Annotated in this window: 25 protein-coding genes; 17 read left to right on the forward strand and 8 right to left on the reverse strand. The window is 62.6% G+C overall.

The annotated features are described in order from the left end of the window. Positions 1-24 precede the first annotated feature (24 nt). Complete coding sequence (locus NCR40_RS16495; RefSeq protein WP_250509991.1) at positions 25-921, reverse strand: NAD-dependent epimerase/dehydratase family protein; 897 nt, start codon at positions 919-921, stop codon at positions 25-27. Between the two features lie 150 nt (positions 922-1071). Here NCR40_RS16495 and NCR40_RS16500 point away from each other — a divergent pair, with 150 nt between their 5' ends. Beyond that, complete coding sequence (locus NCR40_RS16500; protein WP_250493313.1) at positions 1072-1971, forward strand: LysR substrate-binding domain-containing protein; 900 nt, start codon at positions 1072-1074, stop codon at positions 1969-1971. A 32-nt stretch (positions 1972-2003) separates the two neighbouring features. After that, on the forward strand, positions 2004-2399 hold the full coding sequence (locus NCR40_RS16505) for a RidA family protein (RefSeq protein ID WP_244828295.1): 396 nt from the start codon (positions 2004-2006) through the stop codon (positions 2397-2399). 279 nt (positions 2400-2678) lie between these two features. Here the strand turns inward: NCR40_RS16505 and NCR40_RS16510 are convergent, their stop codons facing one another. Together NCR40_RS16510 and NCR40_RS16515 are read right to left on the reverse strand one after the other, a co-directional pair. Continuing rightward, positions 2679-4376 (reverse strand): acid phosphatase, encoded by a 1698-nt coding sequence (locus NCR40_RS16510; protein ID WP_250509992.1) that lies wholly within the window; start codon positions 4374-4376, stop codon positions 2679-2681. Between the two features lie 258 nt (positions 4377-4634). Further along, the gene (locus NCR40_RS16515) at positions 4635-5429 is read right to left on the reverse strand and encodes a sulfite exporter TauE/SafE family protein (RefSeq protein ID WP_244828291.1); all 795 of its coding nucleotides are present in this window, start codon (positions 5427-5429) and stop codon (positions 4635-4637) included. Positions 5430-5658: 229 nt separating this feature from the next. On the opposite strand from NCR40_RS16515, the gene NCR40_RS16520 reads away from it, so the two are divergent. Continuing rightward, positions 5659-7851, forward strand: a complete 2193-nt coding sequence (locus NCR40_RS16520; protein WP_250510289.1) for an amylo-alpha-1,6-glucosidase — start codon at positions 5659-5661, stop codon at positions 7849-7851. Between the two features lie 100 nt (positions 7852-7951). Here the strand turns inward: NCR40_RS16520 and NCR40_RS16525 are convergent, their stop codons facing one another. Continuing rightward, the gene (locus NCR40_RS16525) at positions 7952-9133 is read right to left on the reverse strand and encodes a 4-hydroxybenzoate 3-monooxygenase (protein ID WP_250466883.1); all 1182 of its coding nucleotides are present in this window, start codon (positions 9131-9133) and stop codon (positions 7952-7954) included. A gap of 187 nt (positions 9134-9320) precedes the next feature. Here NCR40_RS16525 and NCR40_RS16530 point away from each other — a divergent pair, with 187 nt between their 5' ends. Continuing rightward, positions 9321-10187, forward strand: a complete 867-nt coding sequence (locus tag NCR40_RS16530) for an SDR family oxidoreductase (protein ID WP_250509993.1) — start codon at positions 9321-9323, stop codon at positions 10185-10187. 9 nt (positions 10188-10196) lie between these two features. On the opposite strand, the gene NCR40_RS16535 is transcribed toward NCR40_RS16530, so the two are convergent. Continuing rightward, a complete protein-coding gene (locus NCR40_RS16535) occupies positions 10197-11237 on the reverse strand; it encodes an aldo/keto reductase (RefSeq protein WP_250509994.1) in 1041 nt (346 codons plus the stop codon). A 233-nt stretch (positions 11238-11470) separates the two neighbouring features. Between NCR40_RS16535 and NCR40_RS16540 the strand changes: the two genes are divergently transcribed. The 5 genes from NCR40_RS16540 (at position 11471) to NCR40_RS16560 (ending at position 14496) form a co-directional block, all read left to right on the forward strand. Next, the gene (locus tag NCR40_RS16540) at positions 11471-12466 is read left to right on the forward strand and encodes an AraC family transcriptional regulator (RefSeq protein WP_250509995.1); all 996 of its coding nucleotides are present in this window, start codon (positions 11471-11473) and stop codon (positions 12464-12466) included. 144 nt (positions 12467-12610) lie between these two features. Beyond that, positions 12611-12982, forward strand: a complete 372-nt coding sequence (locus NCR40_RS16545) for a COG4315 family predicted lipoprotein (RefSeq protein ID WP_244828283.1) — start codon at positions 12611-12613, stop codon at positions 12980-12982. 71 nt (positions 12983-13053) lie between these two features. Beyond that, a complete protein-coding gene (locus NCR40_RS16550; RefSeq protein WP_244828281.1) occupies positions 13054-13197 on the forward strand; it encodes a hypothetical protein in 144 nt (47 codons plus the stop codon). 25 nt (positions 13198-13222) lie between these two features. Then, positions 13223-13741, forward strand: a complete 519-nt coding sequence (locus NCR40_RS16555; RefSeq protein ID WP_250466889.1) for a sigma-70 family RNA polymerase sigma factor — start codon at positions 13223-13225, stop codon at positions 13739-13741. After that, positions 13738-14496, forward strand: coding sequence for an anti-sigma factor family protein (locus NCR40_RS16560; RefSeq protein WP_250466890.1), 759 nt, complete (start codon positions 13738-13740; stop codon positions 14494-14496). The genes NCR40_RS16555 and NCR40_RS16560 overlap by 4 nt, the downstream gene beginning before the upstream one ends. A 69-nt stretch (positions 14497-14565) precedes the next feature. On the opposite strand, the gene NCR40_RS16565 is transcribed toward NCR40_RS16560, so the two are convergent. Next, positions 14566-14781 carry a hypothetical protein gene (locus NCR40_RS16565; RefSeq protein ID WP_404989445.1) on the reverse strand — a complete coding sequence of 72 codons (216 nt, stop codon included), beginning with the start codon at positions 14779-14781 and terminating at the stop codon, positions 14566-14568. Positions 14782-15179: 398 nt separating this feature from the next. On the opposite strand from NCR40_RS16565, the gene NCR40_RS16570 reads away from it, so the two are divergent. Beyond that, on the forward strand, positions 15180-15704 hold the full coding sequence (locus tag NCR40_RS16570) for an RrF2 family transcriptional regulator (protein ID WP_250509996.1): 525 nt from the start codon (positions 15180-15182) through the stop codon (positions 15702-15704). A 16-nt stretch (positions 15705-15720) separates the two neighbouring features. On the opposite strand, the gene NCR40_RS16575 is transcribed toward NCR40_RS16570, so the two are convergent. After that, positions 15721-16146 carry a BspC domain-containing protein gene (locus tag NCR40_RS16575; RefSeq protein ID WP_244828275.1) on the reverse strand — a complete coding sequence of 142 codons (426 nt, stop codon included), beginning with the start codon at positions 16144-16146 and terminating at the stop codon, positions 15721-15723. Positions 16147-16405: 259 nt separating this feature from the next. Between NCR40_RS16575 and NCR40_RS16580 the strand changes: the two genes are divergently transcribed. The 3 genes from NCR40_RS16580 (at position 16406) to NCR40_RS16590 (ending at position 19075) form a co-directional block, all read left to right on the forward strand. After that, positions 16406-16966, forward strand: coding sequence for a putative glycolipid-binding domain-containing protein (locus NCR40_RS16580; protein WP_250509997.1), 561 nt, complete (start codon positions 16406-16408; stop codon positions 16964-16966). 63 nt (positions 16967-17029) lie between these two features. Beyond that, entirely contained in the window at positions 17030-18094 is a 1065-nt protein-coding gene (selD, locus tag NCR40_RS16585) for a selenide, water dikinase SelD (protein WP_250509998.1), read from the forward strand. 51 nt (positions 18095-18145) lie between these two features. Further along, positions 18146-19075 (forward strand): cation diffusion facilitator family transporter, encoded by a 930-nt coding sequence (locus NCR40_RS16590; RefSeq protein WP_250466898.1) that lies wholly within the window; start codon positions 18146-18148, stop codon positions 19073-19075. Positions 19076-19097: 22 nt separating this feature from the next. On the opposite strand, the gene NCR40_RS16595 is transcribed toward NCR40_RS16590, so the two are convergent. Further along, positions 19098-19337, reverse strand: coding sequence for a hypothetical protein (locus NCR40_RS16595; RefSeq protein ID WP_244828269.1), 240 nt, complete (start codon positions 19335-19337; stop codon positions 19098-19100). A 261-nt stretch (positions 19338-19598) separates the two neighbouring features. Here NCR40_RS16595 and NCR40_RS16600 point away from each other — a divergent pair, with 261 nt between their 5' ends. The 4 genes from NCR40_RS16600 (at position 19599) to flhC (ending at position 24975) form a co-directional block, all read left to right on the forward strand. After that, complete coding sequence (locus tag NCR40_RS16600) at positions 19599-22163, forward strand: mechanosensitive ion channel domain-containing protein (RefSeq protein WP_250509999.1); 2565 nt, start codon at positions 19599-19601, stop codon at positions 22161-22163. Positions 22164-22302: 139 nt separating this feature from the next. Further along, positions 22303-23463 (forward strand): purine-nucleoside phosphorylase, encoded by a 1161-nt coding sequence (locus NCR40_RS16605; RefSeq protein ID WP_250510000.1) that lies wholly within the window; start codon positions 22303-22305, stop codon positions 23461-23463. Positions 23464-23976: 513 nt separating this feature from the next. Further along, positions 23977-24294 (forward strand): flagellar transcriptional regulator FlhD, encoded by a 318-nt coding sequence (flhD, locus tag NCR40_RS16610; protein ID WP_244828265.1) that lies wholly within the window; start codon positions 23977-23979, stop codon positions 24292-24294. A gap of 18 nt (positions 24295-24312) precedes the next feature. Beyond that, a complete protein-coding gene (gene flhC, locus NCR40_RS16615) occupies positions 24313-24975 on the forward strand; it encodes a flagellar transcriptional regulator FlhC (RefSeq protein WP_244828264.1) in 663 nt (220 codons plus the stop codon). The last annotated feature ends 185 nt before the right edge of the window (positions 24976-25160 follow it).

Raw genomic sequence — 25160 nt, forward strand, 5'->3', positions numbered from 1 at the left:
CTTTCAGAGCCGAAGCGACACCGTTCACCGCACCATTTCTTTCTCAATCCAGTCAATGACCGAGGTCCGCTTCGGCTCCCAGCCCAGCAGGAAGCGCACGCGCTTGCCTCTGACGCGGCTGTTCGAGCCAAGCCCGTAGTTGGCCATCTCATAACCCCATTCCTTGACGGCATCTTCGAGCGGCCAGTCCTCGGGGCCGCGCAATTGCATCGCGCGCGCCATGGCGGTGGTCATGTCGCGATACTGCGCCTCGCCGCTTTCGATGAAATAGAACGTGCCCGCCGGCTTCTTGTCGAGTGCGCGTCGATAAGCGTCGACGACATCGTCGATATGCACGTTCGACCAGATGTTCAGCCCGCGTCCGACATGACGCACGATGCCGCTCTTCTGCGCCTGACGTTCGAGTCGCGGCAGTTGCACGCTTGCGGTGTTCGGAATGGCGCCGTGACCGTAGATCAGCGTGTTGCACAGCACGGCAGAGCGCACGCCACGCTTGGCGGCGCCCAGCACGCGCTTGTCGATGGCCACGCGCGGCGCCTTGTCGGCGGTCGGTTCCGGCAGATTCTCTTCGGTGTAGATGTTGTCCGATGCTTCGCCGCCCGACGCATCGCCGACAATGCTCGATCCGCTCGTGTGCAGGAACGGTTTGTCGGAGCCTTCGAGCGCGGCGATCAGGGTTTCGACCGCGCCGCGATGATCGCTACTGGCCGCGTTGATGACTGCATCGGCAGAACGGGCTTCGGCGGTGAGAAGCGCGGCGTCGTCGAGACTGCCGACGACGGGCTCGATACCCGCGTGCTTCAAGGCGTCGCTCTGCTCGGCTCGGCGGATCAGGCCGCGCACCGTGTGACCGTCGCGCGCGAGTCCCGCCGCGATCGAACCGCCGATAAAGCCGCCTGCGCCTGTGATGAAAATCTTCATGTTTTGCTCCTGTGGTCCCATGCAATGCGATTTGCGGGAATTCGTTTGAACCGATGCAGAGAGTATGTCCCGTTTCGACTTTCGCAAAAACGATGCTAGTCTCAAATCAAACTTGACTTGAAATCAACAATCGATCCGCATCGCGCCCGCATGAAGACCAATACCGACGAACTGCAGGTTTTCGTGACCGTCATTGACAGTGGTTCGATGACCGCCGCCGCCGAAACGCTTCAGCAAACCGTATCCGGCGTGAGCCGCACGCTGACGCGCCTCGAAAAGAAGCTCGACACGACCCTCGTGCGCCGCACGACGCGCCGTCTTCAACTCACCGAGGAAGGCGAGCTGTTTCTGACGCGTGCTCGCGCCATCCTCGCCGCGATGGATGACGCCGAGGAAGCGATCTCGCGCCGGCACGAGCGTCCGGCCGGGCGGCTGCGTGTGGATGCGGCGTCGCCGTTCGTGCTTCACTGCATCGTGCCGAATGTGAAGGCGTTCGCCGCGCTTTATCCAGACATCACGCTGGAACTGACGAGCAACGAGCGCATCGTCGATCTGATGGAGCAGCGCGTCGATATCGCGATTCGCATCGGCGTCCTGCAGGATTCGACCTTGCACGCGCGCTCGCTCGGCAGCAGCCGGCTGCGTGTTCTGGCGAGTCCGGATTATCTTGCCGAACACGGCGAGCCGCGTGATGTCGATGAACTCATGCGCGCGCGGCTGATCGGCTTCACCGCACCCGAAAGCCTCAATGACTGGCCGTTGCGCGCATCGGGCAATATTCCGGGCGCGCCGTTCGTGACGATCCGGCCTGCGGTGTCGGCGTCCAGCGGCGAGACTATCCGGCAATTGGCGCTCGATGGCGGCGGCATCGCGTGCCTCGCCGAATTCATGACCGCCGCCGATATCCGCGCGGGCCGTCTGCGTCCGATACTTGACGACGCGCTCGAAGACGTGCGTCAACCGATCAGCGCGGTGTTCTATCAGACCGAGTCGATGGCCGCGCGCTCGCGTGCGTTCCTCGACTTTCTGGCGACGAGGCTCACGCTTTGAAATCAAGCTTTGATAATCACTCGACCATGACCATGCCTACGATCAAGACCATCAACGCACCCGAACTTCCGGTTCCCGCCGGCCACTACAGCCACGCAACGCGCGTGGGCAATCTCGTCTGCGTTTCGGGCCAGTTGCCAATGCGCCCCGACGGCACGCATACCGGGGACAGGCCGTTCGAGGAGCAGGCAGAGCAGACGCTTGCCAATCTGCGGACCGTGCTGGAAGCGGCGGGCGCGCGCATCGAGGATTGCATCGAGGTGACGGTGTATCTCGTTGGCGTCGATCACTGGAAGACGTTCAACGAAATTTACACGCGCTTCTTCGGCGACTGGAAGCCAGCGCGCGCCGTCGTGCCGGTTGGCGCGTTGCATTATGGATATTTGGTCGAGATATCGGCGCGGGCGTGGGTGGAAGACGGACGATGATTTCGGGCTTGGGATCATCGCGGATTTACGGGTGTTGACTTTCGCGCGTGATCTTTGAAATGCGAGTCGGCCGTCGCCGCGCGAGTTACGCCATTTTGTTGAATCAAGAGCGGCTCCGGGCGCATCGGCTTGCGTCGCGCAACGCAGTTCCCGGCGGCTCGCTGCCTCGCGCGCTTTACGCCGAGTCCGATATTTTGTCGGATACCGGAGGGCTTCGATCGGACGCGTAATCCCTCGCGTGATGCGAAGTTCCGTCCGGCCGTCGGCACGCGAGTGTTGTCAGGCCAAATCCAGCGCCCCCGTCAAATCGCCGAGCGGCTTCTCCCCGTTCGCCGCAAACGCGCGATCTCGCAACGCCACGCCATCGAGCGGTTCGAGATCGTGCACGCGCGAGATGAAGCGAAGAATCGAGTTGGTGTCGTAGACCGTGTGATCGACATATCCCTTTTTCGCGTACGGCGAAATCACCAGTGCCGGAATGCGCGAACCCGGCCCCCAGCGATCGCCCTTCGGCGGCGAGACGTGATCCCACCAGCCGCCGTTTTCATCGACCGTGACGACGATCACCGTGTTCGCCCATTGCGGTCCGCGCTGAATATGCTCGATGACATTGGCGATATGCCGGTCGCCCGAAGCGACATCCGCATAGCCCGCGTGCATGTTGAGATTGCCCTGCGGCTTGTAGAACGTGACGGAAGGCAGGCGTCCGGCATCGATGTCCGCGAGCAGCTTGTTCGTGGATGGATCGTCGCCGAGACCCGCATCGCGCAAATGCCGGGCGCGTGCAGCCGTGCCCGGCGCGAAATTGCGAAAGTAGTTGAACGGCTGATGGTGGTACTGGAAGTCCGGCACGGAACCCGTGTCCCGATGATCGAGCGCGTACTGCCACGCGCCGCTGTACCACGCCCAGTTGACGCCCTTGGCCGAAAGCCGGTCGCCGATGGTCGCGTAAGTCTGCGGCGGCAGCACGAGCGGATTCGAAGGATCGGCGGTGAAGCTATCGCCGCCGGGCGCGGGACGCACGTTGCTCGGCTGGTACGGCGGGAACATCGTGTTGACCGCGTAGCCGTCCGCGGTGAGGGCGCCATCGCGAACGAATTTGGGCGGCCCTTCGAGCGCGGATTTCGGCGAATCCGGCGCCAGTTTCAGGCGCGGCGTGGTCGGATCGTCGCCATCCACGACGGCGAGCAATCGCGCCGCCGGAGTGTTGTGCACATCGGGATAAAAGGGCGCTTGCGCCGAGATCAGGAAGATATGGTTCAGCCACGAGCCGCCGAATGCCGACATGAAGAAGTTGTCGCATAGCGTGTATTGCTGCGCGAGGCCCCAGAGCCTGAGCGTATCGGGCGAATTCTGGTAATGGCCCATCACGAGGCCACCCGAGTCGCCCCACGCGGCGAACTGGTTATTGCGGCCTGCGTTGATCTGCATCTGGTTCTGATAAAAACGATGCACGAGGTCGCGTGTGATGACCGAATTGGGAAGCGGCGCGCCGTTCGCGTCCATGATCCGGAAGGGCGAGTTCTTGAGGCCGGCAATCTGCTGCTCGGTGATGGCGTAGCGCGTGCCATCCACTTCCTGCGCCTGCGGCACGAGCCCGCCCCAGATTTTCGGCAGTGTGGGCATGGGCGTGACGCCATCGCGGTCGAGCTGCGTGAAGCGCGACGCCGACACCGCCGACAGCGGATACTGCACGCCCGGAAAATTCCCGTACAGATTCGTGAAACTGCGGTTTTCCGCGTAGATCACGACGATCTGCCGCACGTTCGCCGTGAGCGTGCGGTCGAGCGCGACATCAGCCGCTGTTTTTGGTGTGGCAGGCTTCTGTTCGAAAAGATTGCAGCCGCCCAGCGATAAACCGGCGAGTCCGACGCCGGCCGCGAGCAAGCGGCGCCGCGCCGGATCGACAGGCGCGTCATTCGCCGATGCTTCAGGAAGGGAAGACAACTCGTGATGCGGATGGTCGTTCTCGTTCATCGCCTGACTCCTCGTGGTCTTGTCGCACGCACCGCGCGCCGTGCATCGACGCCTTTTCACGCCGCACGCACCAAGGGCGCGCACGCTTTTCCGCTCTCCGCTGAAGAATGCGGTGACGCGGGCCCAACTGAGAGCGCATGATGCCGTATCGGCGCGCTTGGCGAAACCCGGCCAAACGGCATTAGGCGGATTGCGAACGGCTGCGTATCCGCCTATGTCATTTGGCCGACTGGAAACCACCGGGCCGCGTGACTAACATCAACTGAACACGAGTTTGGCTCCGACCAGAATTAGCGTCGCGGCAAGCAGGTAACGCAGCACGGTTTCGGGCGCTTTCGAGGAAAGCATGCTGCCAATGGCAATGCCGGGAATCGAGCCGACCAGGAGCGAGAGCAGAAGCGCCCAGTCCACCGAGCCGAGCATCCAGTGCCCGGCGCCGGCAATGAGCGTAAGCGGCACCGCATGCGCCACATCGGAACCGACGATGCGTACCGTCGCGAGACGCGGATAAAGCAGCAGCAGAACCGTCACGCCGATCGCGCCCGCGCCGACCGACGTGATCGAAACGAGCACGCCGAGGATGGCGCCCGTCAGCACGGTCAAAGCGGTTGTGCGGGCAGGGCGTTCCGCTCGTCCCTGGCCTTTGCGGTAGGCCAGTCGCGCGAGCTGCGGCCGAAACACGAGCGACACGGCCGTGATGAGCAGCGCGACGCCGAGAATCAACTGGATCAGGCGGCCCGTGTCGGGTGAAGTCATGCCGTGCCGGTGCAGGAAATACAGCGTGATGGCGGCGGCCGGCACGCTGCCTGCGGCGAGCCGGCCAGTGATGCGCCAGTCCACCGAGCCCTTGAGGCCGTGTACGAGCGTGCCGGCGGTCTTGGTCGCGGCGGCGTACAGCAGGTCGGTGCCGACTGCCGTTGCCGGATGAATCCCGAAGAGCAGCACCAGCAGCGGCGTCATCAGTGAACCGCCGCCCACGCCCGTGAGGCCGACCAGAAAGCCGACGCCGAGGCCCGAAGCAGAATAAAGTAAGTCGATATGCGGAAATGCCATGGATGCGGAGAACCCGTCAGGCCCGGTCCGGTCGAAAAACCGTCGATGATATCCGGTGAGCGGCCCGATTGCTGCGCACGAGCGGCGGGCACCCTGCAAAAACATCGGTCTGGTCGAGCTGGCCAGCCGTCGTGATTACACATTACTTTCAGTTCAGGAAGGCGCAATGGACACAAAGGATCAGACGCTGGACCAGACGCAACAGCAGCAGCAACAGGCGCAAGCGACTATGCCCGGCGCGGACGATGCCTTCATTCCGACCGAGAACGTCAACATTCCGAGCGAGCGCCAGTTCGTCCTGAAATCGGGCAACACGTTCGCCGTCTACGACGCCAACGGCGATATCCGCGGCGGCGACGACGGCCTGTTCGTCAACGATACCCGTGTGCTCTCGCAATTGGTGCTCACGTTCGGTGGACGCGCGCCGTCGCTGCTTTCAGGCAGCGTATCGAGCGATAACGCTGTCTTCACCGCGCACTTGACCAACCGGCCGCTGCCGCCCATCGGCGGAGCCCAGACGCCGGAGGGCGTGATCCACGTCGAGCGCAAACGTGTGCTTTCCGGGCACGTTTTGCACGAAAGCATCGTGCTGACGAACTACGGCACCGAGCCATCCACGGTGCCGATCTCCATTTCGTTCGCCGCGGACTTTCTCGATATGTTCGAGGTGCGTGGCTCGAAGCGCCAGAAGCGCGGCACTTTGCGGCCGCCCATTGTCGAGAATGGCGAGGTGGTGTTGCGCTATATCGGCCTGGACGAAGTGGAACGCACCGCGCGCATCCAGTTCACGCCCGCGCCGGACGTGCTCTCGCCGACGCGCGCCGATTACGCGCTGCGTATCGAATCGGAGACGGCGATTTCGGTCTATCTCTCCGTCACGGCCGTGACACACGCGCTCAGCGACGCCAGCGAAGAGAGCAAGCGCAACGCCGCCGAAGCCGCCGAGTGTGCGCCCGAATCGGGCCGTCCGGCTATCCGCGAAGCGCTCGTCGAGGCGCATCGGCGTATGCGGGACCGGCGTCGCGCCAGTGCGCGCGTGCGTTCGAGCAATCCGCTCTTCAGCGAATGGATCGACCGGTCGCTGGCCGACCTCGGGCTTCTCACCACCGATCTCGAAACCGGCCCGTATCCGTATGCGGGCATCCCGTGGTTCTCCACCGCGTTCGGGCGTGACGCGATCATCACGTCGTTGCAAATGCTGTGGCTGCATCCCACGCTCGCGCGCGGCGTGCTGCGCTTTCTCGCGGCTCATCAGGCGCGCGAGGACTCGGCGTTCCGCGACGCGGAAATCGGCAAGATCATGCACGAGACGCGCAAGAGCGAGATGGCCGCGACCGGCGAGGTGCCATTCGCGCTTTATTACGGTGGCGTCGACAGCACGCCGCTTTTCATCGTGCTCGCGGGCGCGTATGCGGAGCGCACCGGCGATCAGGGGCTGATCGACGAAATCTGGCCCGCGTTGCAACTCGCGGCGGACTGGGTCGCGCGTCATTGCGACAAGAATCCGCACGGCTTGCTCGACTATCAGCGCGCGTCCGAGCATGGACTCGCCAACCAGGGCTGGAAAGATAGTCAGGACTCCGTGTTCCATGCGGACGGTAAATTTCCCATCGGACCGATTGCGCTGGTGGAAGTGCAGGCATACGCATCGACGGCATTCTCGACGATGGCGCGGCTTGGCCGCGAACGCGGCGAACACGAACGTGCGGACGAGTTCGAGCGGCGCGCGCGCCATATCCGCGAGCGCGTGGAAGCGATGTACTGGATGCCGGAGATGGACTTCTACGGCATAGCGCTCGACGGGCGTGGCGACTTGTGCAGGGTGTTGTCATCGAATGCGGGGCATCTGCTCGCGTTCGATCTGGTCGAGCGCGAGCGCGGCGAGAAGGTCGCGCGTCAGCTCGAATCCACCTTGTTCCACACCGGCTGGGGCGTGCGTACGCTCGCCGCCGGGCAGCCGCGTTTCAATCCGATGTCGTACCACAACGGCTCGGTCTGGCCGCACGATACGGCGTTATGCGCGCGTGGCCTTGCGCGTTACGGCGAGCGTGGCGCGGCGGTCGGTCTGCTGCAGGCTTTGTTCGAGGCGGCCGTCACGTTCGACATGCGTTTGCCCGAGCTGTTTTGCGGCTTCACGCGTCAGCGCGGCGAACGGCCGATCGCTTATCCGGTGGCGTGTCTGCCGCAGGCGTGGGCAGCGGGCGCGCCGTTCATGGTCCTCGAAGCGTGTCTCGGCGTGACGATGGACGCGGTCAACGACGAGATACGCATCGACCGGCCGCAGTTGCCGGAGGGCATCGACTGGCTGGAGATCGGCGATCTGCGTCTCGGCGACAAGAACGTGACGATCACGTTCCGGCGCGTGGGCGGCCAAGTGGTGCCGTCGGTGGAAGGGGATGCGCGGGTCGTCGCGGTGCTTTGAGTGAAGAAACGCGCAACGCGTGGGAAGCGTTGCTTGCGAGGTTTCGGGAAATGACCTTGCAAGCTGCGCCGTCCATCCGCTCGAACTTAACGCGCGGAAATCAAACCGCCACGCTGCCCACGTAGTTCTCGGCCAGCGCCGTCGCCGCCGCATGCGAAGTCGTCACATGCTCCAGTTCCGCGACCTGCAGGCGTTGCTCGAAAGGCGACGTATCGTCGAGCTTGTGCAGCATGCGCGTCATCCACCACGAGAAATGCTCCGCGCGCCACACGCGCTTGAGCGCGGTCTCGGTATATTGCGCGAGCTTGTCGCTTTTGCCTTCCTTATAGAAATCGACGAGGGCGGCATTGAGCACCCGCACGTCCGACACCGCGAGATTCAAGCCCTTCGCGCCCGTCGGCGGCACGATATGCGCCGCGTCGCCGGCGAGGAAGAGCTTGCCTGACTGCATCGGCGTGGATACGAAGCTGCGCATGCCGACAATGTTCTTCTGAAAAATCTTCCCTTCCGTGATCTGCCAGCCATCGTGGGTATCGACGCGTGCGTGCAGTTCGGCCCAGATGCGGTCGTCGGACCAGGCATCGACGGACTCTTTCGGATCGCACTGGAAATACATGCGCTGCACGCCGGGCGAGCGCGTGCTGATGAGCGCGAAGCCGCGGTCGTGGCGCGCGTAGATGAGTTCGTCGGACGAAGGCGGCGCTTCGACCAGAATGCCGAACCAGCCGAACGGATACACCCGCTGATAGTCCTGCCGCACCGCTTCCGGAATGCACGGGCGCGAGACGCCCTGCGAGCCATCGCAGCCGATGATGAAATCGCACTCCAGCGTTTCGGCGCGCCCTTCATGCGTGTACTCGATGCGCGGCTTGCCGTCGCTGTTCTTCGCGAAATCGTGCAAGCTCACGTTCGACACGTTGAACTTGAGCGCGCCGTTCGCCGCAAGGCGCGCCGCGACCAAATCCTTGATGACTTCATGCTGCGCGTAGACCGTGATCGAATGGCCCGTCAGTTCTGTCAAGGCGATACGGCGCCGCTGTCCCTCGAACGCCAGTTCGAAACCGTGATGCAATGCGCCTTCGGCCTGCATGCGCGCGCCGACTCCCGCCTGATTGAGCAAATCCATCGTGCCTTGTTCGAGGACGCCCGCACGAATGGTCGATTCGATGTCCTGCTGACCGCGCGCTTCGAGTACGACCGACTCGATGCCGCGCAAATGCAGAAGATGGGAAAGCAGAAGCCCGGCCGGGCCCGCACCGACGATGCCGACTTGAGTACGCATGATGTCTCCTTGATTGCGTCGAAATGTTGTGCGTACAGTCTCGTTGCAACCTCGATATGTCGCAACGCGATACGGAACATAGCGCCTATCCCATTTCGAGATAAAGGCCCGAAAATGCCGCGATCACGGGTCCATCCCTTGCTGACTCAGGGTAAATCCCGAGCACGCAATCGAATGGAGAGAACAAATGAGCGCGAAGAATCACCCCAAGCCGCCGTTTCCTGAACAGCAGCAAGAACACCGTCCCGGATTGACCAAGCCGCTCGATCCGCAGCCCGACCACGGCGAGGAGAGTTACAAAGGTAGCGGCAAACTTGCCGGCAAGACTGCGCTCATCACAGGCGGCGACAGTGGCATCGGGCGGGCGGTGGCGATTGCATTCGCGCGCGAAGGCGCAGACGTGGCGATCTCTTATCTCGACGAACACGACGACGCCAAGGAGACGGCCCGCTGGGTACAAGAAGCGGGACAAAAGGCGCTGCTATTGCCCGGCGACATCACCGACCGCGCGCATTGCCGCGAACTCGTCGCGAAGACGGTGGAGGCGTTCGGCCATCTCGAAGTGCTGGTAAACAACGCCGCTTACCAGATGACCTACGACGGCCTCGAAGACATTAGCGACGACGAGTGGGACAAGACCTACTCGACCAACATCGGCGCGATGTTTCGCATCACCAAGGCGGCGCTACCGCATCTGAAGGAGGGCGCGGCGATCATCAACACGACGTCGGTGAATGCGGACGCGCCGAATCCCGGTTTGATCGCGTATGCGAGTACGAAGGGGGCGATTCAGAACTTCACGGGCGGCCTCGCGCAATTGCTGGCCGAGCGCGGTATTCGTGCAAATTGCGTGGCGCCGGGACCGATCTGGACGCCATTGATTCCTTCGACGATGCCCGTCGAGAAGGTCAAGAATTTCGGCTCGCAAGTGCCCTTGAAACGCGCCGGCCAGCCTGCCGAACTGGCCGCCGCTTACGTGCTGCTCGCCTCGGACGAGGCGAGCTACATCTCGGGCGCCACTGTCGCGGTGACGGGCGGCAAGCCGATCATTTGAAGCCGCGCGTCACTCGCTCAACTGCTTGCGACGATACTCGCCCTGCCGCGTCAGCATCCAGCCGGGATATTCGGCGGGAAGCTGGCTCACTTCGTCGAGCGCGGCGAGCTCGTCGGCGTTGAGCGTTACCTTGGTCGCCGCGATGTTGTCATCGAGTTGCTCGATACGTTTCGCCCCGACGATCACGCTCGTCACCACCTTCTGGTGCAACAACCATGCAAGCGCGATCTGCGCCACCGAAACGCCCTTGGCTTCGGCGACACGACGCATTACGTCGATACAGTCATACGCGCGGTCCACGTTCACGGGCGGAAAATCGAACTTCGTGCGGCGGCCGCCTTCTTCCTTGCCGCCTTCGCGCGTGTATTTGCCCGACAAGAGGCCGCCCGCGAGCGGACTCCACACCATCAAGCCGACGTTCTCGCTTTGAAGCAACGGGACGAGTTCGCGCTCCAGGTCGCGCCCGGCGATCGTGTAATACGCCTGCAACGACTCGAAACGCGCCAGGCCCAGACGCTCCGAAATGCCAAGCGCCTTGGCAATCTGCCACGCGGCCCAGTTCGACACGCCGATGTAGCGCACATGGCCGTGCTGCACCAGATTGTCGAGCGCGCGCAGTGTTTCCTCGATTGGCGTGGCGGGATCGAACCCGTGAATCTGATACAGATCGACGTGATCGAGTTGCAGCCGCTTGAGACTGGCCTTCACGCCATCGATGATATGAAAGCGCGACGCGCCGCGCGAATTCACGCTCTTGGTTCCCGCCTCGCCCAGAATCTTGGTCGCGAGGACCACGTTCTCGCGCGGCACCTTGAGATTCTTCAACGCCTGGCCCGTGATGATTTCGGACTGGCCGTCGGCATAGACATCGGCGGTATCGATGAAATTGATGCCCGCGTCGAGCGAGCGGCCGACGAGCTTGTCGGCGTCCGCCTGCTGAAGCTGACCGATGTTGTCCCAGATGCCGCCGCCGCCTCCGCCGAAGGTCATGGTGCCGAGGCACAGTTCGGAGACGAATAGGCCGGTATTGCCGAATTTCCTGTAGCGCATGGAAGGCTCCAGAGTAACGATGCGGTGATCGGAAGGCGCGAAGTGTCGATGTTTCGACCGGTCGACGCGTCGCGCCGGCAATGCAGTATCTTCCCGCGCCTCTTGCGTGTCATAGCCTGATCCTGTCGAATCCTTGCCAATTCCTGCAAAGCGGGCGCGCGACCCTAAGCACAACCGCGCCCGCGCGAGTAAGCTAACGAGACTCCTTCGAACGCTAAATTCCTCGGAAAATCATGGCGCTGAACGACACACCCGGCCTCGCCGACAAAGATCCGCATGAGCATCCCAGAGAGATGCGCAATAACAGTCAGACGCTCGATCCCGCGCTGGATCAGGCGCGTCTCGAACTCGTCTCGCTACTCGACCGCTTGACGGCGGGCTGCGAGGGTTCCATCGAAACCTGCGTGCCAGGCGTCTTCGTGCACCGCATCATGAATCCGGGCGGGCCGAAGCCGGGTATTCAAACGCCCGCGCTCGCGCTGATCGCGCAAGGCACGAAGCGCATCATGGTTGGCGACGACGTCTACGTCTACGACCCCATGCATTACCTCGTTTCGTCGGTGGATCTGCCGGTGATCGGGCAAGTGACAGTGGCAAGCGAAACGGAGCCCTATCTCGGCATGCGGCTCGATCTCGATGTCGAAGAGATCACGTCGCTGATTCAGGACCAGCGTCTGCCGCCCGTCACGCAGTCGGACGCCACGCGCGGCGTGTATGTGAATCGACTCGGCAATTCCATGCTCGACGCGGTGCTGCGCCTCTTGCGCCTCATCGACACGCCGGACGACGTGCCGATTCTCGCGCCGCTGGTGAAGCGCGAGATTCTGTATCGGCTGCTGATGAACGGTTCCGGCGCGCGGCTGCGCCAGATCGCCTTGCAGGACAGTCAGACGCAGCGCATCGCGAAGGCCATTCTTCTGCTGCGTCAGAACTTCGATCAACCTTTGCGCGTCGAAGATATCGCGCGGGACGTGCATATGAGCGTGTCTTCGCTGCATCATCATTTCAAGGCCGTGACGGCGATGAGTCCGCTGCAGTATCAGAAGCAGTTGCGCCTGCAGGAAGCGCGGCGTCTGATGCTGCTCGATATCGCCGATGCCGCGACGGCCGCGCATCGCGTCGGTTACGAAAGCGCGTCGCAGTTCAGCCGCGAGTACAGCCGCCTTTTCGGCGCGCCGCCGCTGCGCGACACTCGGCGCTGGCGCGATGCCGCCGCAACCGGCGCCTGAACGAAGCGAAGCGCGCCGCACGGTCGAACAAAGCTTGCCGCATGGCGATGCGACGGCGCTGCCGCATCGGTTTATTTCATCGTCCGCGGAATAGCGCAGCGCTGCCGAACGTTCTACGGATACTTCTCCAATAAGGAAGATGAAATGAAGAAGCGCATCCTCACGATCGTCACGGCCGCGGTTGCGGCGGCGTGTCTGGCATCGCCCGCGTTCGCCGCGGCGCCGAAAGAATCGAACGGCATGTTCGTCGATGACAACGGCATGACGCTCTACACCTTCGACAAAGACACCAAGGGCGGCGCGAGCGCCTGCTCCGGCGGCTGCGCGCAGGCGTGGCCAGCCGCGATGGCGGGCGCCTCGGATCAGCCGAGCGGCAAGTGGACCACCGAAACCGCCGACGGCGGCAAGCAATGGGCGTACGACGGCAAGCGCGTGTACCGCTTTGCCAAGGACACCAAGCCCGGCGATAAAAACGGCGACAACTTCAAGGATGTCTGGCACGTCGTGAAGCCGTAAGCGTTTCTGCGAGCGGGCTCGCGGGAATAAACCGGCGAGCCTGCGAGTCTTCTTTCTGACGGGACACGAACATGAAACGACTGTCCGGAGCAGCGCTGCTCCTGGCTGCGCTCGTCTGCGCGCTGGCGTCGAGCGGCTGCGCGAGCGGCACGGCGGGTGCTTCGGGTAATGCGGGAGCGGGCGCCGCCGATCCGGTCATGAAGGGCAGCTACTGATGCCGAATCGTCCGGATCTACGGCCGTGAGTTTCGAGAGCGATCTCCTCGCGCATCTTCCGCAATTGCGCCGCTATGCGCGCGCGTTGACGGGCGACCGCGCCTGGGCCGACGATCTCGTGCAGGACGCGACCGAGCGTGCGTTGAATCGCATGCGGTCGTTTCGCGCGGGGACCAATCTGCGCGCGTGGCTGTTCACGATCATGCGCAACTTGTATATCGACCAGTTGCGCGGACGGCGCGACATTGCCGTCGACGATGAAACCGCGCCGTGGCGGCAGATGGCCGCGCCGCGTGGCGAAGTGGACGGACTCGTGCTGCGCGACGTGCAACGCGCGCTTTACTGCCTGCCGGTCGAACAGCGCGAAGTCATGTTGCTCGTGTGTGTCGAGGAAATGAGTTACCAGGAGGCCTCCGTGGTCTTGAACGTGCCAGCCGGAACCGTGATGTCGCGCCTCTCGCGGGCGCGAGAACACATGCGCGTTCTGCTTGGCGAGGAACCGGGGCGCCGTGCGTCGTCGCTGAAAGTGGTGAGCCGGACATGACCCACGACGAACGACCGCCGGATCGCGACCTTCAGGCGCTCTCTGCCTGGCTCGACGACGAGCTTCACGGCGATGAGCGCAAGGCCGTCGAAGCGCGCCTGGCCGATGACCCCGCGCTGCAGGCGACGGCGACCGACTATCGCGCGCAGGACAATGCGTTGCGCGCGCTCTTCGCGGCGGAGCAGGCCGAGCCGCAGATCGTCGTCATGCGTGCGCGAAAGCGCGAGCGCTTTCTACTGGCCGCGTGCTTTCTCGTGGTGGGCGTCGCGTGTGGATTCTTGATGCACATGCTGCTGCCTTCGTTCGGCGAGCCGCGTGCGCGCTTCGCGGAACGCGCGGACATTGCCTATGCGGTGTATGCGCCGGAGCAACGTCACGCGGTGGAAGTGGCGGCGTCGCAGCAGGACCATCTCGTCAATTGGCTGTCGAAGCGGTTGAATCGAACGTTGACGATTCCATCGCTCGTCGAGTATGGCTTTCAGCTCGTGGGGGGCAGGCTCTTGCCCGGTGAAGACGGGCCGGCCGCGCAGTTCATGTATCAGAACGCAGCGGGCGAACGTCTCACGCTTTACATGGCGACGGTACGACGCAACGACGCTCAGATCCGGATGCTGCGCGACGGCCCGCGCAGGACGTATTACTGGGCCGCGGACAGCGTGGGTTATGCGCTCTCGGGGCAGATCGGGGAGGCCAAGCTGCAAGCGATTGCCTACGACACCTGCAAGGAACTGGGCGGCAACCCCAAGGACTGGTGAGGCTCAGGCTCACCAGGCAAAAAAAGCCGCAGCGCTTCGAGTCGCTGCGGCTTTTTCTTCTAAAGCCGATCAATAACGATGCGGCTCTTCGTGATGCGGACGATGGTGACGTTCCCACTCGTTACGCGCCCAGTAGCGATGACCGTCCCAGTAGCGCTCGCCATGCCAGCCGACCTTCACCACATGATGCGGACGATGATCGTCCGCCGATGCAACGTTCATCATGCCCATGCCAAGCGACGCTGCAAGGGACGCGATCAAGAGGCTCTTCTTAGTCTTGTTCAACATGATTTGCTCCTTCGGTATTCGTGGTCTTCCGTTGGCTCGCTTCGTAACTACGAGCGCGGTGGTAGTAGTTATGGATTTTTGTCATGCCAGTGTTCTAGCGGTAGTAATCGTGATGATGGTGGTAACCGCCACCGTCCGGCAGGATGATGCAGCCCGAGAGTGAGCCCGCGAGCGCCACGCCCAGTGCTACAAGTATCGCCAGCTTCTTCATGGATTTCTCCTTGGTGAGTCCATGAGAGCAATTTAGCGGTTCGTAAAATGACAAGCCGTGTTCGTTTGTAAGCAAAGGTGAAGCTTGAAATATTTGGAAGCACGCTTATTAATTTGAGATTGCCGCTGTCGGCCCGCGAGCGTGGCACTATCCTGAACTACGATCACGCTTATCGGAGTGACACATGGCGCATATCAGCACGGGCGTGGAGTACGCGCTGCACTGCATGCTCTATCTCGCGGAGCCGCCGCACGGTGTGAGCGGCGCCAGCGTGCGCGATCTGGCGGAACTGCAAGGCGTGCCGGCGGAGTTCGTGGCGAAGCTGTTCACGAAGCTGCACAAGGCGGGGCTCGTCACCGCGACCGAAGGCGCGCGCGGTGGTTTTTCGCTGGCGCGGCCATCGCGAGAGATCAGCGTACTGGATGTCGTGCATGCCATCGATGGCGACAAGCCGCTCTTCGAATGTCGCGAGATTCGCGCGCGTTGCGCGGTGTTTGGCGAAGAAGCGCCGCCGTGGTCGACGAGCGGCGTGTGCGCCGTTCACGCCGTCATGAAGAACGCGGAGAAGCGCATGCGCGAAGCGCTGGCCGCGGACAAGCTGTCCGATCTCGCAGGCCGGGTGAATGCGAAGGCGCCGCGCAGTTTCGGGCCGCAGGTCGTCAAATGGCTGGGCAGAAAGAACGTGGGCAAACGCGCCGCGCGAGGCTAGTCTGCACCGTCGCCAATCAACGCACGATGGTCGGCTTTATGTTCGGCGTAAGCGATACGCCCACGACGTGCCCGTCGCGCACGCCGCATCGGCTGTCCACGCGCGTCCATTTCGTCTTGCCGCGCGCTTTCGCGAATGCGCGCATCACGATGACCTGATCCACTGGAATCGGATTGCCCACGCTAAACACGGGCGTTTCGCTGTCGATTCTGGCTGACAACACGCGGCGGTCGGGCACGATGAGCGCGTCGTACTTCGGCGCGTCCGCAACCCAGCGGTCGAAGGCCGCGACGCATTGCGCGACGCTCTCCGGCACATGCAGCCGCGACAGATACGAATAGTCTTCCGTCACGTTATCGGGCGCCTCTTGGGCCTGCGCGATCTGAACCATCGACGCGGACAAGAGCAATGCGAACAAGGCGGGAACGAAGGCAGTTTTCATGCGATGAGTCATGAGCGGCGAGAGCGAAGAGGCGGACAAAGACGAGCCTGCGCGACGAACGGCAATACGCTGGCGCCTGTCACGTGGGCTCGGGCGACATCGCCAACGTCGGCACGGATCGGGCGCGTCTTTTTGAGATTTCGCGAAGTATACCGTGTGATGTTTCGACGCGTCGAGCGTGCGGCGCGTGCCGAAGGTGGATCGATGGCGTTTGGGCTGCGTTGTATGCTGCGCTTTCTAACTCACAACGAGGCGCGCGATGAAAACAGTGAGATGGTCGCAAGCGGACGGCACAGGACTGGAACATCTCGTACTGGACGATGAAGCGTCGCCGATCGTGATCGAGAGCGTGGTCGCTGGCGAAAGCGAGGCGGGCGCGTTCGACCTCGTCTATCGCATAGAGTGCGATGCGCGCTGGCAGGTCACGCGGCTTGCCGCGAAGCTGGCGGGCGGTGCGACGCTCGATCTGCATCGGTCAGATGGAGACGACGGAGACGAACACGCATGGACCAACGCCAACGGCTCCGCACGCGATGAACTCCGCGGTTGTATCGACGTCGACCTGAGCGCGACGCCTTTCACGAACACGCTGCCCATTCGCCGGTTGAAGCTGCAACGCGGTGAGCGGCGCGTGATTCGCGTCGCTTATGTGAACGTGCCGACGTTGACTGTCAGCGCGGTCGAGCAGGCTTATACGTGCCTGGAAGATGGGCGCCGCTATCGCTACGAAGGGCTCGATACGGGCTTTACGGCCGAGATCGATGTCGATGAGAACGGGCTCGTTACAGCGTATCCGGGGCTATTCAAACGTACTGCCTGAGCGCGCGTTTATTCCCGAGCGGCGATAATGCCGCATCGATCGCACTTACCGGATGAACCCAAGATGACCGCCCATTCCAGCGCATCACCCCGCCTGACCAGCCTCTCGCACGGCGGCGGCTGCGGCTGCAAAATCGCGCCCGGCGTGCTCGCCGACCTGCTCAAGCGCAGCACGCCATTGCCCGCGTTCCCCAATCTCCTCGTCGGCAACGACACCGCCGACGATGCCGCCGTCTACAAGCTCAACGACGAACAGGCTATCGTTGCGACGACCGACTTCTTCATGCCGATCGTCGACGATCCGTTCGACTTCGGCCGCATCGCCGCGACCAATGCGCTCTCGGATGTCTACGCCATGGGCGGCAAGCCAATTCTTGCGCTCGCGCTCGTCGGCATGCCGGTCAACGTATTGCCGCATGACGTGATCGCGCAAGTGCTCAAAGGCGGCGAGTCGGTGTGCGCCGAGGCGGGCATTCCCGTCGCGGGCGGACATTCAATCGATTCGGTCGAGCCTATCTACGGGCTCGCCGCGCTCGGTATCGTGCATCCGTCGCGCGTCAAGCGCAACGCGGCAGCGCGCGCGGGCGACGTGCTCGTGCTCGGCAAGCCGCTCGGCGTTGGCATTCTGTCGGCGGCATTGAAGAAAGATCAACTCGATGCCACGGGCTACGCCGCGATGATCGCCGCGACGACCAAGCTCAATCGCCCCGGCGCGGAACTCGCTCTGCTCGATGGCGTGCATGCACTTACCGACGTGACGGGCTTCGGCCTGCTCGGCCACGCGCTCGAACTCGCACGCGGCGCGCAACTTACCGCACGTATCGACTATGCAAGGCTGCCGTGGTTGCCACAGGTGCGCGAGTTCGTGCGCGCGGGCATTTACACCGGCGCGTCGGGACGCAACTGGAACGCGTATGGCGCCGATGTATCGCTTGCCGCATCCCTCGACGCGCCTCAGGACGAGGCTCGCAACTTGCTTACCGATCCGCAGACTTCGGGCGGCCTGCTCGTTTCGTGCGCGCCTGAAGCCGTGAACGACGTGCTCGCGATCTTCCGCGCGGATGGCTTCTCCGACGCCGCCGTGATCGGCGAGATGGTGGACGGCGCGGGCCGTATCGAAGTGGCCTGAGACGCATCCGCGTAACCCAGCTCTTAGCATCCACCGGGACATCACTTGCACATGAAGGAAGAATCTCCGAAAGCGATTCTCTATGCGCTCGCCGCCAACTTCGGCATCGCCGTATGCAAGTTCGGCGCGGCTGCTTTCACTGGCTCAGGCTCCATGTTCGCCGAAGCCATCCACTCCACGGCCGATTGCGGCAATCAACTGCTGCTGCTCCTCGGACTCAAGCGCGCGCAGGCGCCCGCCAACGCGCTGCATCCGCTCGGCTCGGGGCGCGAGATTTACTTCTATGCGCTGATCGTGGCGCTGTTGCTCTTCTTCGTCGGCGGCGCGTTTTCGGTGTACGAAGGCACGCATCGTTTGATGCATCATGAGCCGCTAACGAACCCGATCGTCGCGCTTGTCATTCTCGGCATCTCGGTCGTGCTCGAAGCGTTTTCACTGGCGGGCGCGGTGCGCGAGATTCGCAAGACGGCGGGCAACAAGACCATGTGGCGCTGGTTCCGCGAGACGCGCGAGTCGGAGTTGCTGGTTGTCGCAGGCGAGGATGTGGCCGCGCTCGCGGGTCTCGCCATCGCGTTCGCTGCCGTGCTCATGACGATGATCACCGGCAACCCCGCATGGGACGCGGCGGGCTCGGTCGGCGTGGGCGTGTTGCTGATGCTGATTGCGTTTCTCGTTGCGCGCGAAGTGAAGTCGATGATCGTCGGTGAATCGGCCAGTCCCGAAGTGCGCAAGGCCATCGACGCGCATTTGCGCGCGCGGCCCGAGATCACGCGCATCATCAGCTTGATCACGCTTCAGTGGGGCAAGGATGTCGTTGTCGCCGTGCAAGCCGAGATGATCGACTATGCCAGCGGCCGCGCGATGATCGATGCAATCAACATCGTCGAGGAAGATTTGCAGCAAGCCTTTCCGCAGGTGCGCTGGGTGTTCTTCGAACCGGACGTGCCGCGCGAAGCCAGCAAGCCCGCCGCCGCGGCTTGAAACATGTCGTCCGTCGTCCGGCTCACGGCAAGTGAGCCGGCGGTCGTGCGTTGTGCGGCCTCGGTGTGACAGGCGTGTCCGGAACTTGCGTATTGCCGCGCGCGGGCACTTGCGTCACGCCCATTTCCGGCAAGGACGATGCATCGTCCGGCAATTCCGCCGAAGCCGCCGACGCCGCTCGTCCACCCCGCATGAGCGGACTTTGCGCTGCAAACGGCAGGGCAGGCGCGGCAAGTGCTACCCAGAGCACGGTCAATTTCATTGCAGGACGCGTGAGCCAGTTGGAGCGATGGTCCGGATTATCGTCGCGGCGAGCTTGCGGGAGCCTGTCTCCAGAATCATTGAGTCTCGCGTTCATTTCAATTCGCGTCGTTTCAATGTCTGCATATCAGCAGACTTCATTCCGGCCCCGCGTCGAGACCCGGCCATGCCGTTACTGCGTTGGACCGGGGCATCGCGTTAGGATAGGGCGTGCGCGTCGTCCGCATCGAGTCCCAGCAATTTCGTGATTTTCATTCGACCCATGCGCAAACTCATACTCTTAGTCTGTCTGCTCGCCTTCACGAGTCTCGGCTCGCTTCTTTCGGCGTCCGCCATTGCCGCCGGTTCGGCGCAAGGCGCGTCGCAACCCGCGGTCGCGCTCACGCCGCAACAGGCCCGCGATGCCCTTGCGGTGCTCAACGATCCGCAACGCCGCGCACAGGTCGCCGATACCTTGCGCGCAGTGGCGGCGGCCGGCGCGCTTGCCGCACCGACGGCCGCGAGCGCCACGGCGGCGAGCGGCGCGGAAACGGCTGCGCCTGCCTCGGGCGCGTCGGGCGTGCTTGCGAAATCGCTGACGGCGAACGGGCTTGCCTCGCAGCTATCGCATCAGGCGGGCAACTGGGTCGTTCAGTTCGCAACCGAGATGCGGCATACGCTGGCCGAGTTGCTGAACATTCGTTCCGTGGTGCATTGGTGGAGCCAACGCATGGCGACGCCGGAATCGCGCGCGCAGTTCGGTCACGTGCTCTGGATCGTGCTCGTGTGTCTCGTGCCCGCGTTTTTGCTTGAAATCGTCGGCGGCCGTCTGCTGCGTAAATCGCGTGCGAAGATCGCCGCGCGCGGTGTCGCCGATGCCGAGGTCACCGATCCCGAACTCGTGCAGAACGAGCATGCGGCGGAACGCGCCGAGCACTTCGCCGAGCGCACCGGCGACGAAGCCGCGCAGCACGCAGCCGAGCGCAAGGTGGAAACGGCGCGCGGCCAGCGGCACGCGGCACGTCACTGGACCCTGTTGCAGCGTCTGCCCAATGCGCTTTTGTATCTGCTCTTCAAGTTCATTCCGCTCGGCGTGTTCATCGGCGTGGCGACGCTCCTGGTGTCCGTCTTTATCGACGACAACTCGATCGAATCGCACGTCGCGAGCGAGTTTATCGATGCCTACCTCGTCTGCCGCATCATCATGCTCGTGAGCGGCTTTCTGCTGGCGCCGCATGCCACCGGCTTGCGGCTTTTGCAGATGCGCGATCAGTACGCGCTCTACACGTATCGCAAGCTACGCAGCATGGTGATCATCGCGGGTATCGGCATCGCGCTGGCCAACGGCGCGGAGCCGCTCGGACTGTCGGAAGCGGCGCGCATCGCCATTCTGAAGATCGTCACGCTCGACATCCATCTGATGCTCGCCTACACCATTTTCGACTGCCGCAAGCCCGTGGCGGAGCGTATCCGCGAACGCATGCGCAGTCATAAATCGACCGCGCTGTTCGGTGGCTGGATCGCCGATATCTGGGCCGCCGTCGCCATCTTCTTTGTGCTCGCGCTGTGGTTCGTCTGGGCGCTGGACGTGCAGAACGGCTATCGCACGCTGTTCCATCTCGGCGGCGTGTCCATTCTCGTGCTGGTCGGTGCGCGCGTCGCGGCAATCGTCGCGTTCGGTGCACTCGGCCGCGTGTTCCATGAAAACGATGACGACGACTTCGCGGCGAAGTCCATCGCGCATCGTCATGCTTATCGCTATTACCCGCTCTTGCGCCGCGCCGTGCAGACGATCATCGCCGTGGTGACGGTCGTGGCGCTGCTCGAAGTGTGGGGCGTGCATATCGTGCAGTTCTTCACATCGGGCGGCATTGGCAACCGGCTGGCATCCGCGCTCGTGACCATCGCGGTCGCGGCGGTGTTCGCGGTCATCGTGTGGGAGACGGCCAACGTAATGGTCGAGCAGCGTCTCGATCAATGGAACGCGAGCGGCGACCGCGTGCGCGCCGCACGCCTGCGCACGCTTTTACCGATGATGCGCTCCGCGCTTTTCATCGTCATCGCCATGGTCGTCGTGCTCACCGGTCTCTCGGAAATCGGCGTCAACACCGCGCCGCTTCTGGCGAGCGCGAGCATTTTCGGCGTGGCACTCGGCTTCGGCTCGCAAAAGCTCGTGCAGGATTTCATCACTGGCATCTTCCTTTTGATGGAAAACGCCATGCAAGTGGGCGACTGGGTGACGGTCGCGGGCGTCTCGGGCACGGTCGAATATCTGTCTATTCGCACGGTGCGTTTGCGAGGCGGCGACGGCTCGCTGTTCACGGTGCCGTTCAGTTCGGTATCCACGGTCAACAATACGAATCGCGGCATTGGCAACGCGGCGGTGCGCGTGTCGGTCGCGCTCGGTCAGGACGTGGATCTGGCCATTTCGACGCTCAAGGAAATCGGCACCGCGCTACGTGAAGACGACGCCTTCAAGGACGGGATTCTCTCCGACTTCAGCTTCTGGGGCGTCGATGCCGTCGATGGTTCCACCGTCACGCTCGCCGGTCAGATTCAGTGCCGCGACAGCACGCGCTGGCCGGTGCAACGCGAGTTCAACCGGCGCATTCTCAACGAGTTCACGGCGCGTGGGATCGAGATCGCCAATCCGCAGCGTAACTTCGTGATCGTCAACGGCACGCAGGATGCGGCGCACGATCCGGCGCATCCAGCCGACGTCGATGGTGACGCACCCGCCGATCAGCGCGGCGAACCGTCGAAGGCGGCGCAGCATCCGACGGGCGAGGCGGCTGCCGGACAGGGCACGGCGTCCAGTGCGCCGCCGCCGCGGACATCGCAGGCTTGAGCGTCTTAAGGGTTGGCGCGGGGCTTGTTTTGTTATTGACGCTTCTATAATCGGTCGGGCCGGCCGCGCCCCTCAAAACGAATGGCAACAGGGCGCGGCTTTCTTCGAAGTTCGAACCTTATCGAGGAGCACGCCCCCCATGAACATTGCCGCCCGGTCACGTTCAAAATCCGCTTCACGCTTCCCCTCACGTTCTTCTTCACGCGCGTTAAGCAAGACTGTCCGCAAGGGCCTGTTTGCGTTAGGACTCGCAAGCCTCACGGCCGCAACGGGATGCGCCTTCGCCCAACAATCCGACGATCACGACAGCGATGACCGCTACGGCGGCGGTGGCGGCGGTGGCGGCGGTGGCCGTCAGGTCAAGGTGATGATCGTCAGCATGTTCGGTCCGGAAGGCCAAGTGTGGCTCGACAAGCTCGGGCCATGGCAGGCCATCAAAGTGCCGGGGCTCTCGCCGGACTATCCCGAAGTCCATTGCAATCGCGACGATGTCTGTGTGATGACAACCGGCATGGGACACACGAACGCGGCCGCATCGATGATGGCGCTTGCGTTCTCGGAGCGCTTCGATTTGCGCCGCACGTACTTTCTGGTCGCGGGCATTGCCGGGATCGATCCGGCGCGCGGCACGCTCGGCTCGACGGCGTGGGCGAAGTATCTGGTCGATTTCGGCATTCAATGGGAGCTCGACGCGCGCGAGAAACCCGCCGACTGGCCGAGCGGTTTTCTCGGTATCAACACGAAGGGGCCCACCGAAAAGCCGCCGCTCGATTACCGCACCGAAGTGTTTGCCCTCAATGCATCGCTGACGGATGCCGCCTATGCCATCTCGCGCAACGTCACGCTCTCCGACAGCGACGACGCCAAGGTCGCGCGCGCCAAGTTCAACTACGCGCCGGCCAACCGTCCGCCGCACGTGATCCAGTGCGACACGCTCGCGGGCGATACTTGGTGGTCGGGTAAATACATCGGCGAAAGGGCACGCTACTGGACGCGCCTGCTGACCGATGGCAAAGGCATCTACTGCACGACGCAGCAGGAAGACAACGCGACATACGAGGCGCTCAAGCGCGCGGCCAGCATCAAGCGGGTCGATCTGTCACGCATTGCGGTTTTGCGCGCCGGTTCGGACTTCGACCGGCCGTACGAAGGACAAACCGCCTCCGACAACCTGTTGAACTATTCCGCGCAAGGCGGTTTCGTACCCGCAATTCAGAACTTGTATCTGACCGGTAACCCATTCGTGCAAGAAGTCGTTACACATTGGGGCGCTTGGCGTAAAGGCGTGCCGCAACACTAGTCGCGGGTGGTGCTCAAACGGCGTTGCAAACCTGTAACTGCATAAAAGTAAATATTGCCACTTATGCCGCGACTCGGTAAAAACCGGATTCGCGGCATTTTTACTGATTTTTACCGCTTTCTCATCGTCTCAAAAATACTTGTGACCAGTGTCAACCGAACCGCCGGAAGCCCCGTTCTTGCGGCATCGGCGATTAATCCTACAAAAAATCAGCCGTCCGTATTAAGCGCTCAATCCAAAAGAATGACAAAAACGGCGCGGTCAATATTGCCGCTTTTTTAGGCGCGAAAAAGTTACCGATGCAAAGTGTTGTTTGCAACAAAATATAATTGAGATGCTCTTGCGTTCGCTTCAGAGTCTTCTTAGAATCCGTTTCACAGTGTCTGTTACAAGATGTAACGCGCTGAAACAAAATCAGATGGACGTAGCCGGGCAGAGTTGAGTTCGGTGAGGCAAAAAAATATATCGGCACAAAGCCGGCGGGAAATCGGGGATTTACTGGAAGTTGCAACCATGAACGGTCGCGAAACGTTGGAATCGATCCGGGAAATCAACTTGTCGTACATCATGCTCGCACAGCGTCTGTTGCGCGAGGACCGCGCCATCGGCATGTTCCGGCTCGGTCTTTCGGCGGAACTCGCCGATCTGTTGTCGGGCCTCACGCTCGCTCAGGTCGTCAAGCTCGCCCAGTCGGACAACCTGCTGTGCGCATTTCGCTTCAACGATCACTCGATGCTGTCGGCTTTGACGCAGCCCGCCAAGAACGCGGAAATTGCGCCGACGCACGCGGCAATCCTGCTGGCTGGCCAGCCGGCTGAACAGTTCGCTTAAGTAAAGACGGAGCGAGCCATGCTGAAGAAGAGCCTCACTGAAGATGCCCAGGAAGTGTTCCGCGCCATCGCGCTGATCGAGCTCGGTGCACGCATGCAAGTGCTCGAGAGCGAGCTGACGCTCTCGCGGGATCGCATGATTCGTTTGTATCGCGAAGTGAAGGGCGCGTCGCCGCCCAAGGGCATGCTGCCGTTCTCGGCCGATTGGTATATGACGTGGCTCGCGAACATCCACGCATCGCTGTTCTACAACACCTACACGTTCCTCAAGAACGAGGCCGGCTGCTCGCATCTCGACGCGCTGACCAAGGGGTATCGCCTGTATCTCGAGCACTGCAACCATAGCGGCGCCGAAGCGGTACTCGATCTCACCCGGGCCTGGACCCTTGTGCGCTTCTTCGACGCGGGCATGCTGCAGATGACCAAATGCTGCCGCTGCACCGGGAAGTTCGTCGCACACAAACATGATTTGCAGAATAACGTGGTGTGCGGGGCCTGCCAGCCGCCGTCACGCGCGGGGAAGACCAAGAAAGCGGCGGCCGCTAAACAGGCCATTCAAGAAGCCGCGCTGGAGGCTGTGTCTGTCAAGAACGAAGTGCCAGCCGAGCTTGAAGAACTGGTACTCGACAACGTAGCGGCTTTGCAGCCGCAACGGGCTGGCCTGGTCGCACAGGCCGCTTAGGCGGTAGCGGCGCTGAACTGATCCTCCGGGGGCCGTCCGGAAGGACGGTGGACAATCAGCATGCCGCTACCGCTTTTTACTTTTCTGGTTCTCGTAGCTCATTTTCATCTCGATGCCGGCGCGCTGACTCCATGGTCATCGCGCCGTTCGTTTTTTTAGCTCGCCATTAAAATACTTCGATTGCA

Origin of the sequence: Caballeronia sp. GACF4 (assembly GCF_023631025.1) — a bacterium.
Taxonomy (GTDB): Bacteria; Pseudomonadota; Gammaproteobacteria; order Burkholderiales; family Burkholderiaceae; genus Caballeronia.

What these genes read in the sequence shown, in the direction of transcription:
- NCR40_RS16515 (WP_244828291.1), bottom strand. Translation starts at nt 5,429, where the DNA reads ATGGCATTTCCGCATATCGACTTACTTTATTCTGCTTCGGGCCTCGGC.
- NCR40_RS16580 (WP_250509997.1), top strand. Translation starts at nt 16,406, where the DNA reads ATGAAAACAGTGAGATGGTCGCAAGCGGACGGCACAGGACTGGAACAT.
- NCR40_RS16595 (WP_244828269.1), bottom strand. Translation starts at nt 19,337, where the DNA reads ATGAAATTGACCGTGCTCTGGGTAGCACTTGCCGCGCCTGCCCTGCCG.
- NCR40_RS16530 (WP_250509993.1), top strand. Translation starts at nt 9,321, where the DNA reads ATGAGCGCGAAGAATCACCCCAAGCCGCCGTTTCCTGAACAGCAGCAA.
- NCR40_RS16600 (WP_250509999.1), top strand. Translation starts at nt 19,599, where the DNA reads ATGCGCAAACTCATACTCTTAGTCTGTCTGCTCGCCTTCACGAGTCTC.
- NCR40_RS16570 (WP_250509996.1), top strand. Translation starts at nt 15,180, where the DNA reads ATGGCGCATATCAGCACGGGCGTGGAGTACGCGCTGCACTGCATGCTC.
- NCR40_RS16590 (WP_250466898.1), top strand. Translation starts at nt 18,146, where the DNA reads ATGAAGGAAGAATCTCCGAAAGCGATTCTCTATGCGCTCGCCGCCAAC.
- NCR40_RS16510 (WP_250509992.1), bottom strand. Translation starts at nt 4,376, where the DNA reads ATGAACGAGAACGACCATCCGCATCACGAGTTGTCTTCCCTTCCTGAA.
- NCR40_RS16545 (WP_244828283.1), top strand. Translation starts at nt 12,611, where the DNA reads ATGAAGAAGCGCATCCTCACGATCGTCACGGCCGCGGTTGCGGCGGCG.
- NCR40_RS16500 (WP_250493313.1), top strand. Translation starts at nt 1,072, where the DNA reads ATGAAGACCAATACCGACGAACTGCAGGTTTTCGTGACCGTCATTGAC.
- NCR40_RS16535 (WP_250509994.1), bottom strand. Translation starts at nt 11,237, where the DNA reads ATGCGCTACAGGAAATTCGGCAATACCGGCCTATTCGTCTCCGAACTG.
- flhD (WP_244828265.1), top strand. Translation starts at nt 23,977, where the DNA reads ATGAACGGTCGCGAAACGTTGGAATCGATCCGGGAAATCAACTTGTCG.
- NCR40_RS16575 (WP_244828275.1), bottom strand. Translation starts at nt 16,146, where the DNA reads ATGAAAACTGCCTTCGTTCCCGCCTTGTTCGCATTGCTCTTGTCCGCG.
- NCR40_RS16505 (WP_244828295.1), top strand. Translation starts at nt 2,004, where the DNA reads ATGCCTACGATCAAGACCATCAACGCACCCGAACTTCCGGTTCCCGCC.
- NCR40_RS16540 (WP_250509995.1), top strand. Translation starts at nt 11,471, where the DNA reads ATGGCGCTGAACGACACACCCGGCCTCGCCGACAAAGATCCGCATGAG.
- NCR40_RS16495 (WP_250509991.1), bottom strand. Translation starts at nt 921, where the DNA reads ATGAAGATTTTCATCACAGGCGCAGGCGGCTTTATCGGCGGTTCGATC.
- NCR40_RS16550 (WP_244828281.1), top strand. Translation starts at nt 13,054, where the DNA reads ATGAAACGACTGTCCGGAGCAGCGCTGCTCCTGGCTGCGCTCGTCTGC.
- NCR40_RS16605 (WP_250510000.1), top strand. Translation starts at nt 22,303, where the DNA reads ATGAACATTGCCGCCCGGTCACGTTCAAAATCCGCTTCACGCTTCCCC.
- NCR40_RS16525 (WP_250466883.1), bottom strand. Translation starts at nt 9,133, where the DNA reads ATGCGTACTCAAGTCGGCATCGTCGGTGCGGGCCCGGCCGGGCTTCTG.
- selD (WP_250509998.1), top strand. Translation starts at nt 17,030, where the DNA reads ATGACCGCCCATTCCAGCGCATCACCCCGCCTGACCAGCCTCTCGCAC.
- NCR40_RS16520 (WP_250510289.1), top strand. Translation starts at nt 5,659, where the DNA reads ATGCCCGGCGCGGACGATGCCTTCATTCCGACCGAGAACGTCAACATT.
- NCR40_RS16560 (WP_250466890.1), top strand. Translation starts at nt 13,738, where the DNA reads ATGACCCACGACGAACGACCGCCGGATCGCGACCTTCAGGCGCTCTCT.
- flhC (WP_244828264.1), top strand. Translation starts at nt 24,313, where the DNA reads ATGCTGAAGAAGAGCCTCACTGAAGATGCCCAGGAAGTGTTCCGCGCC.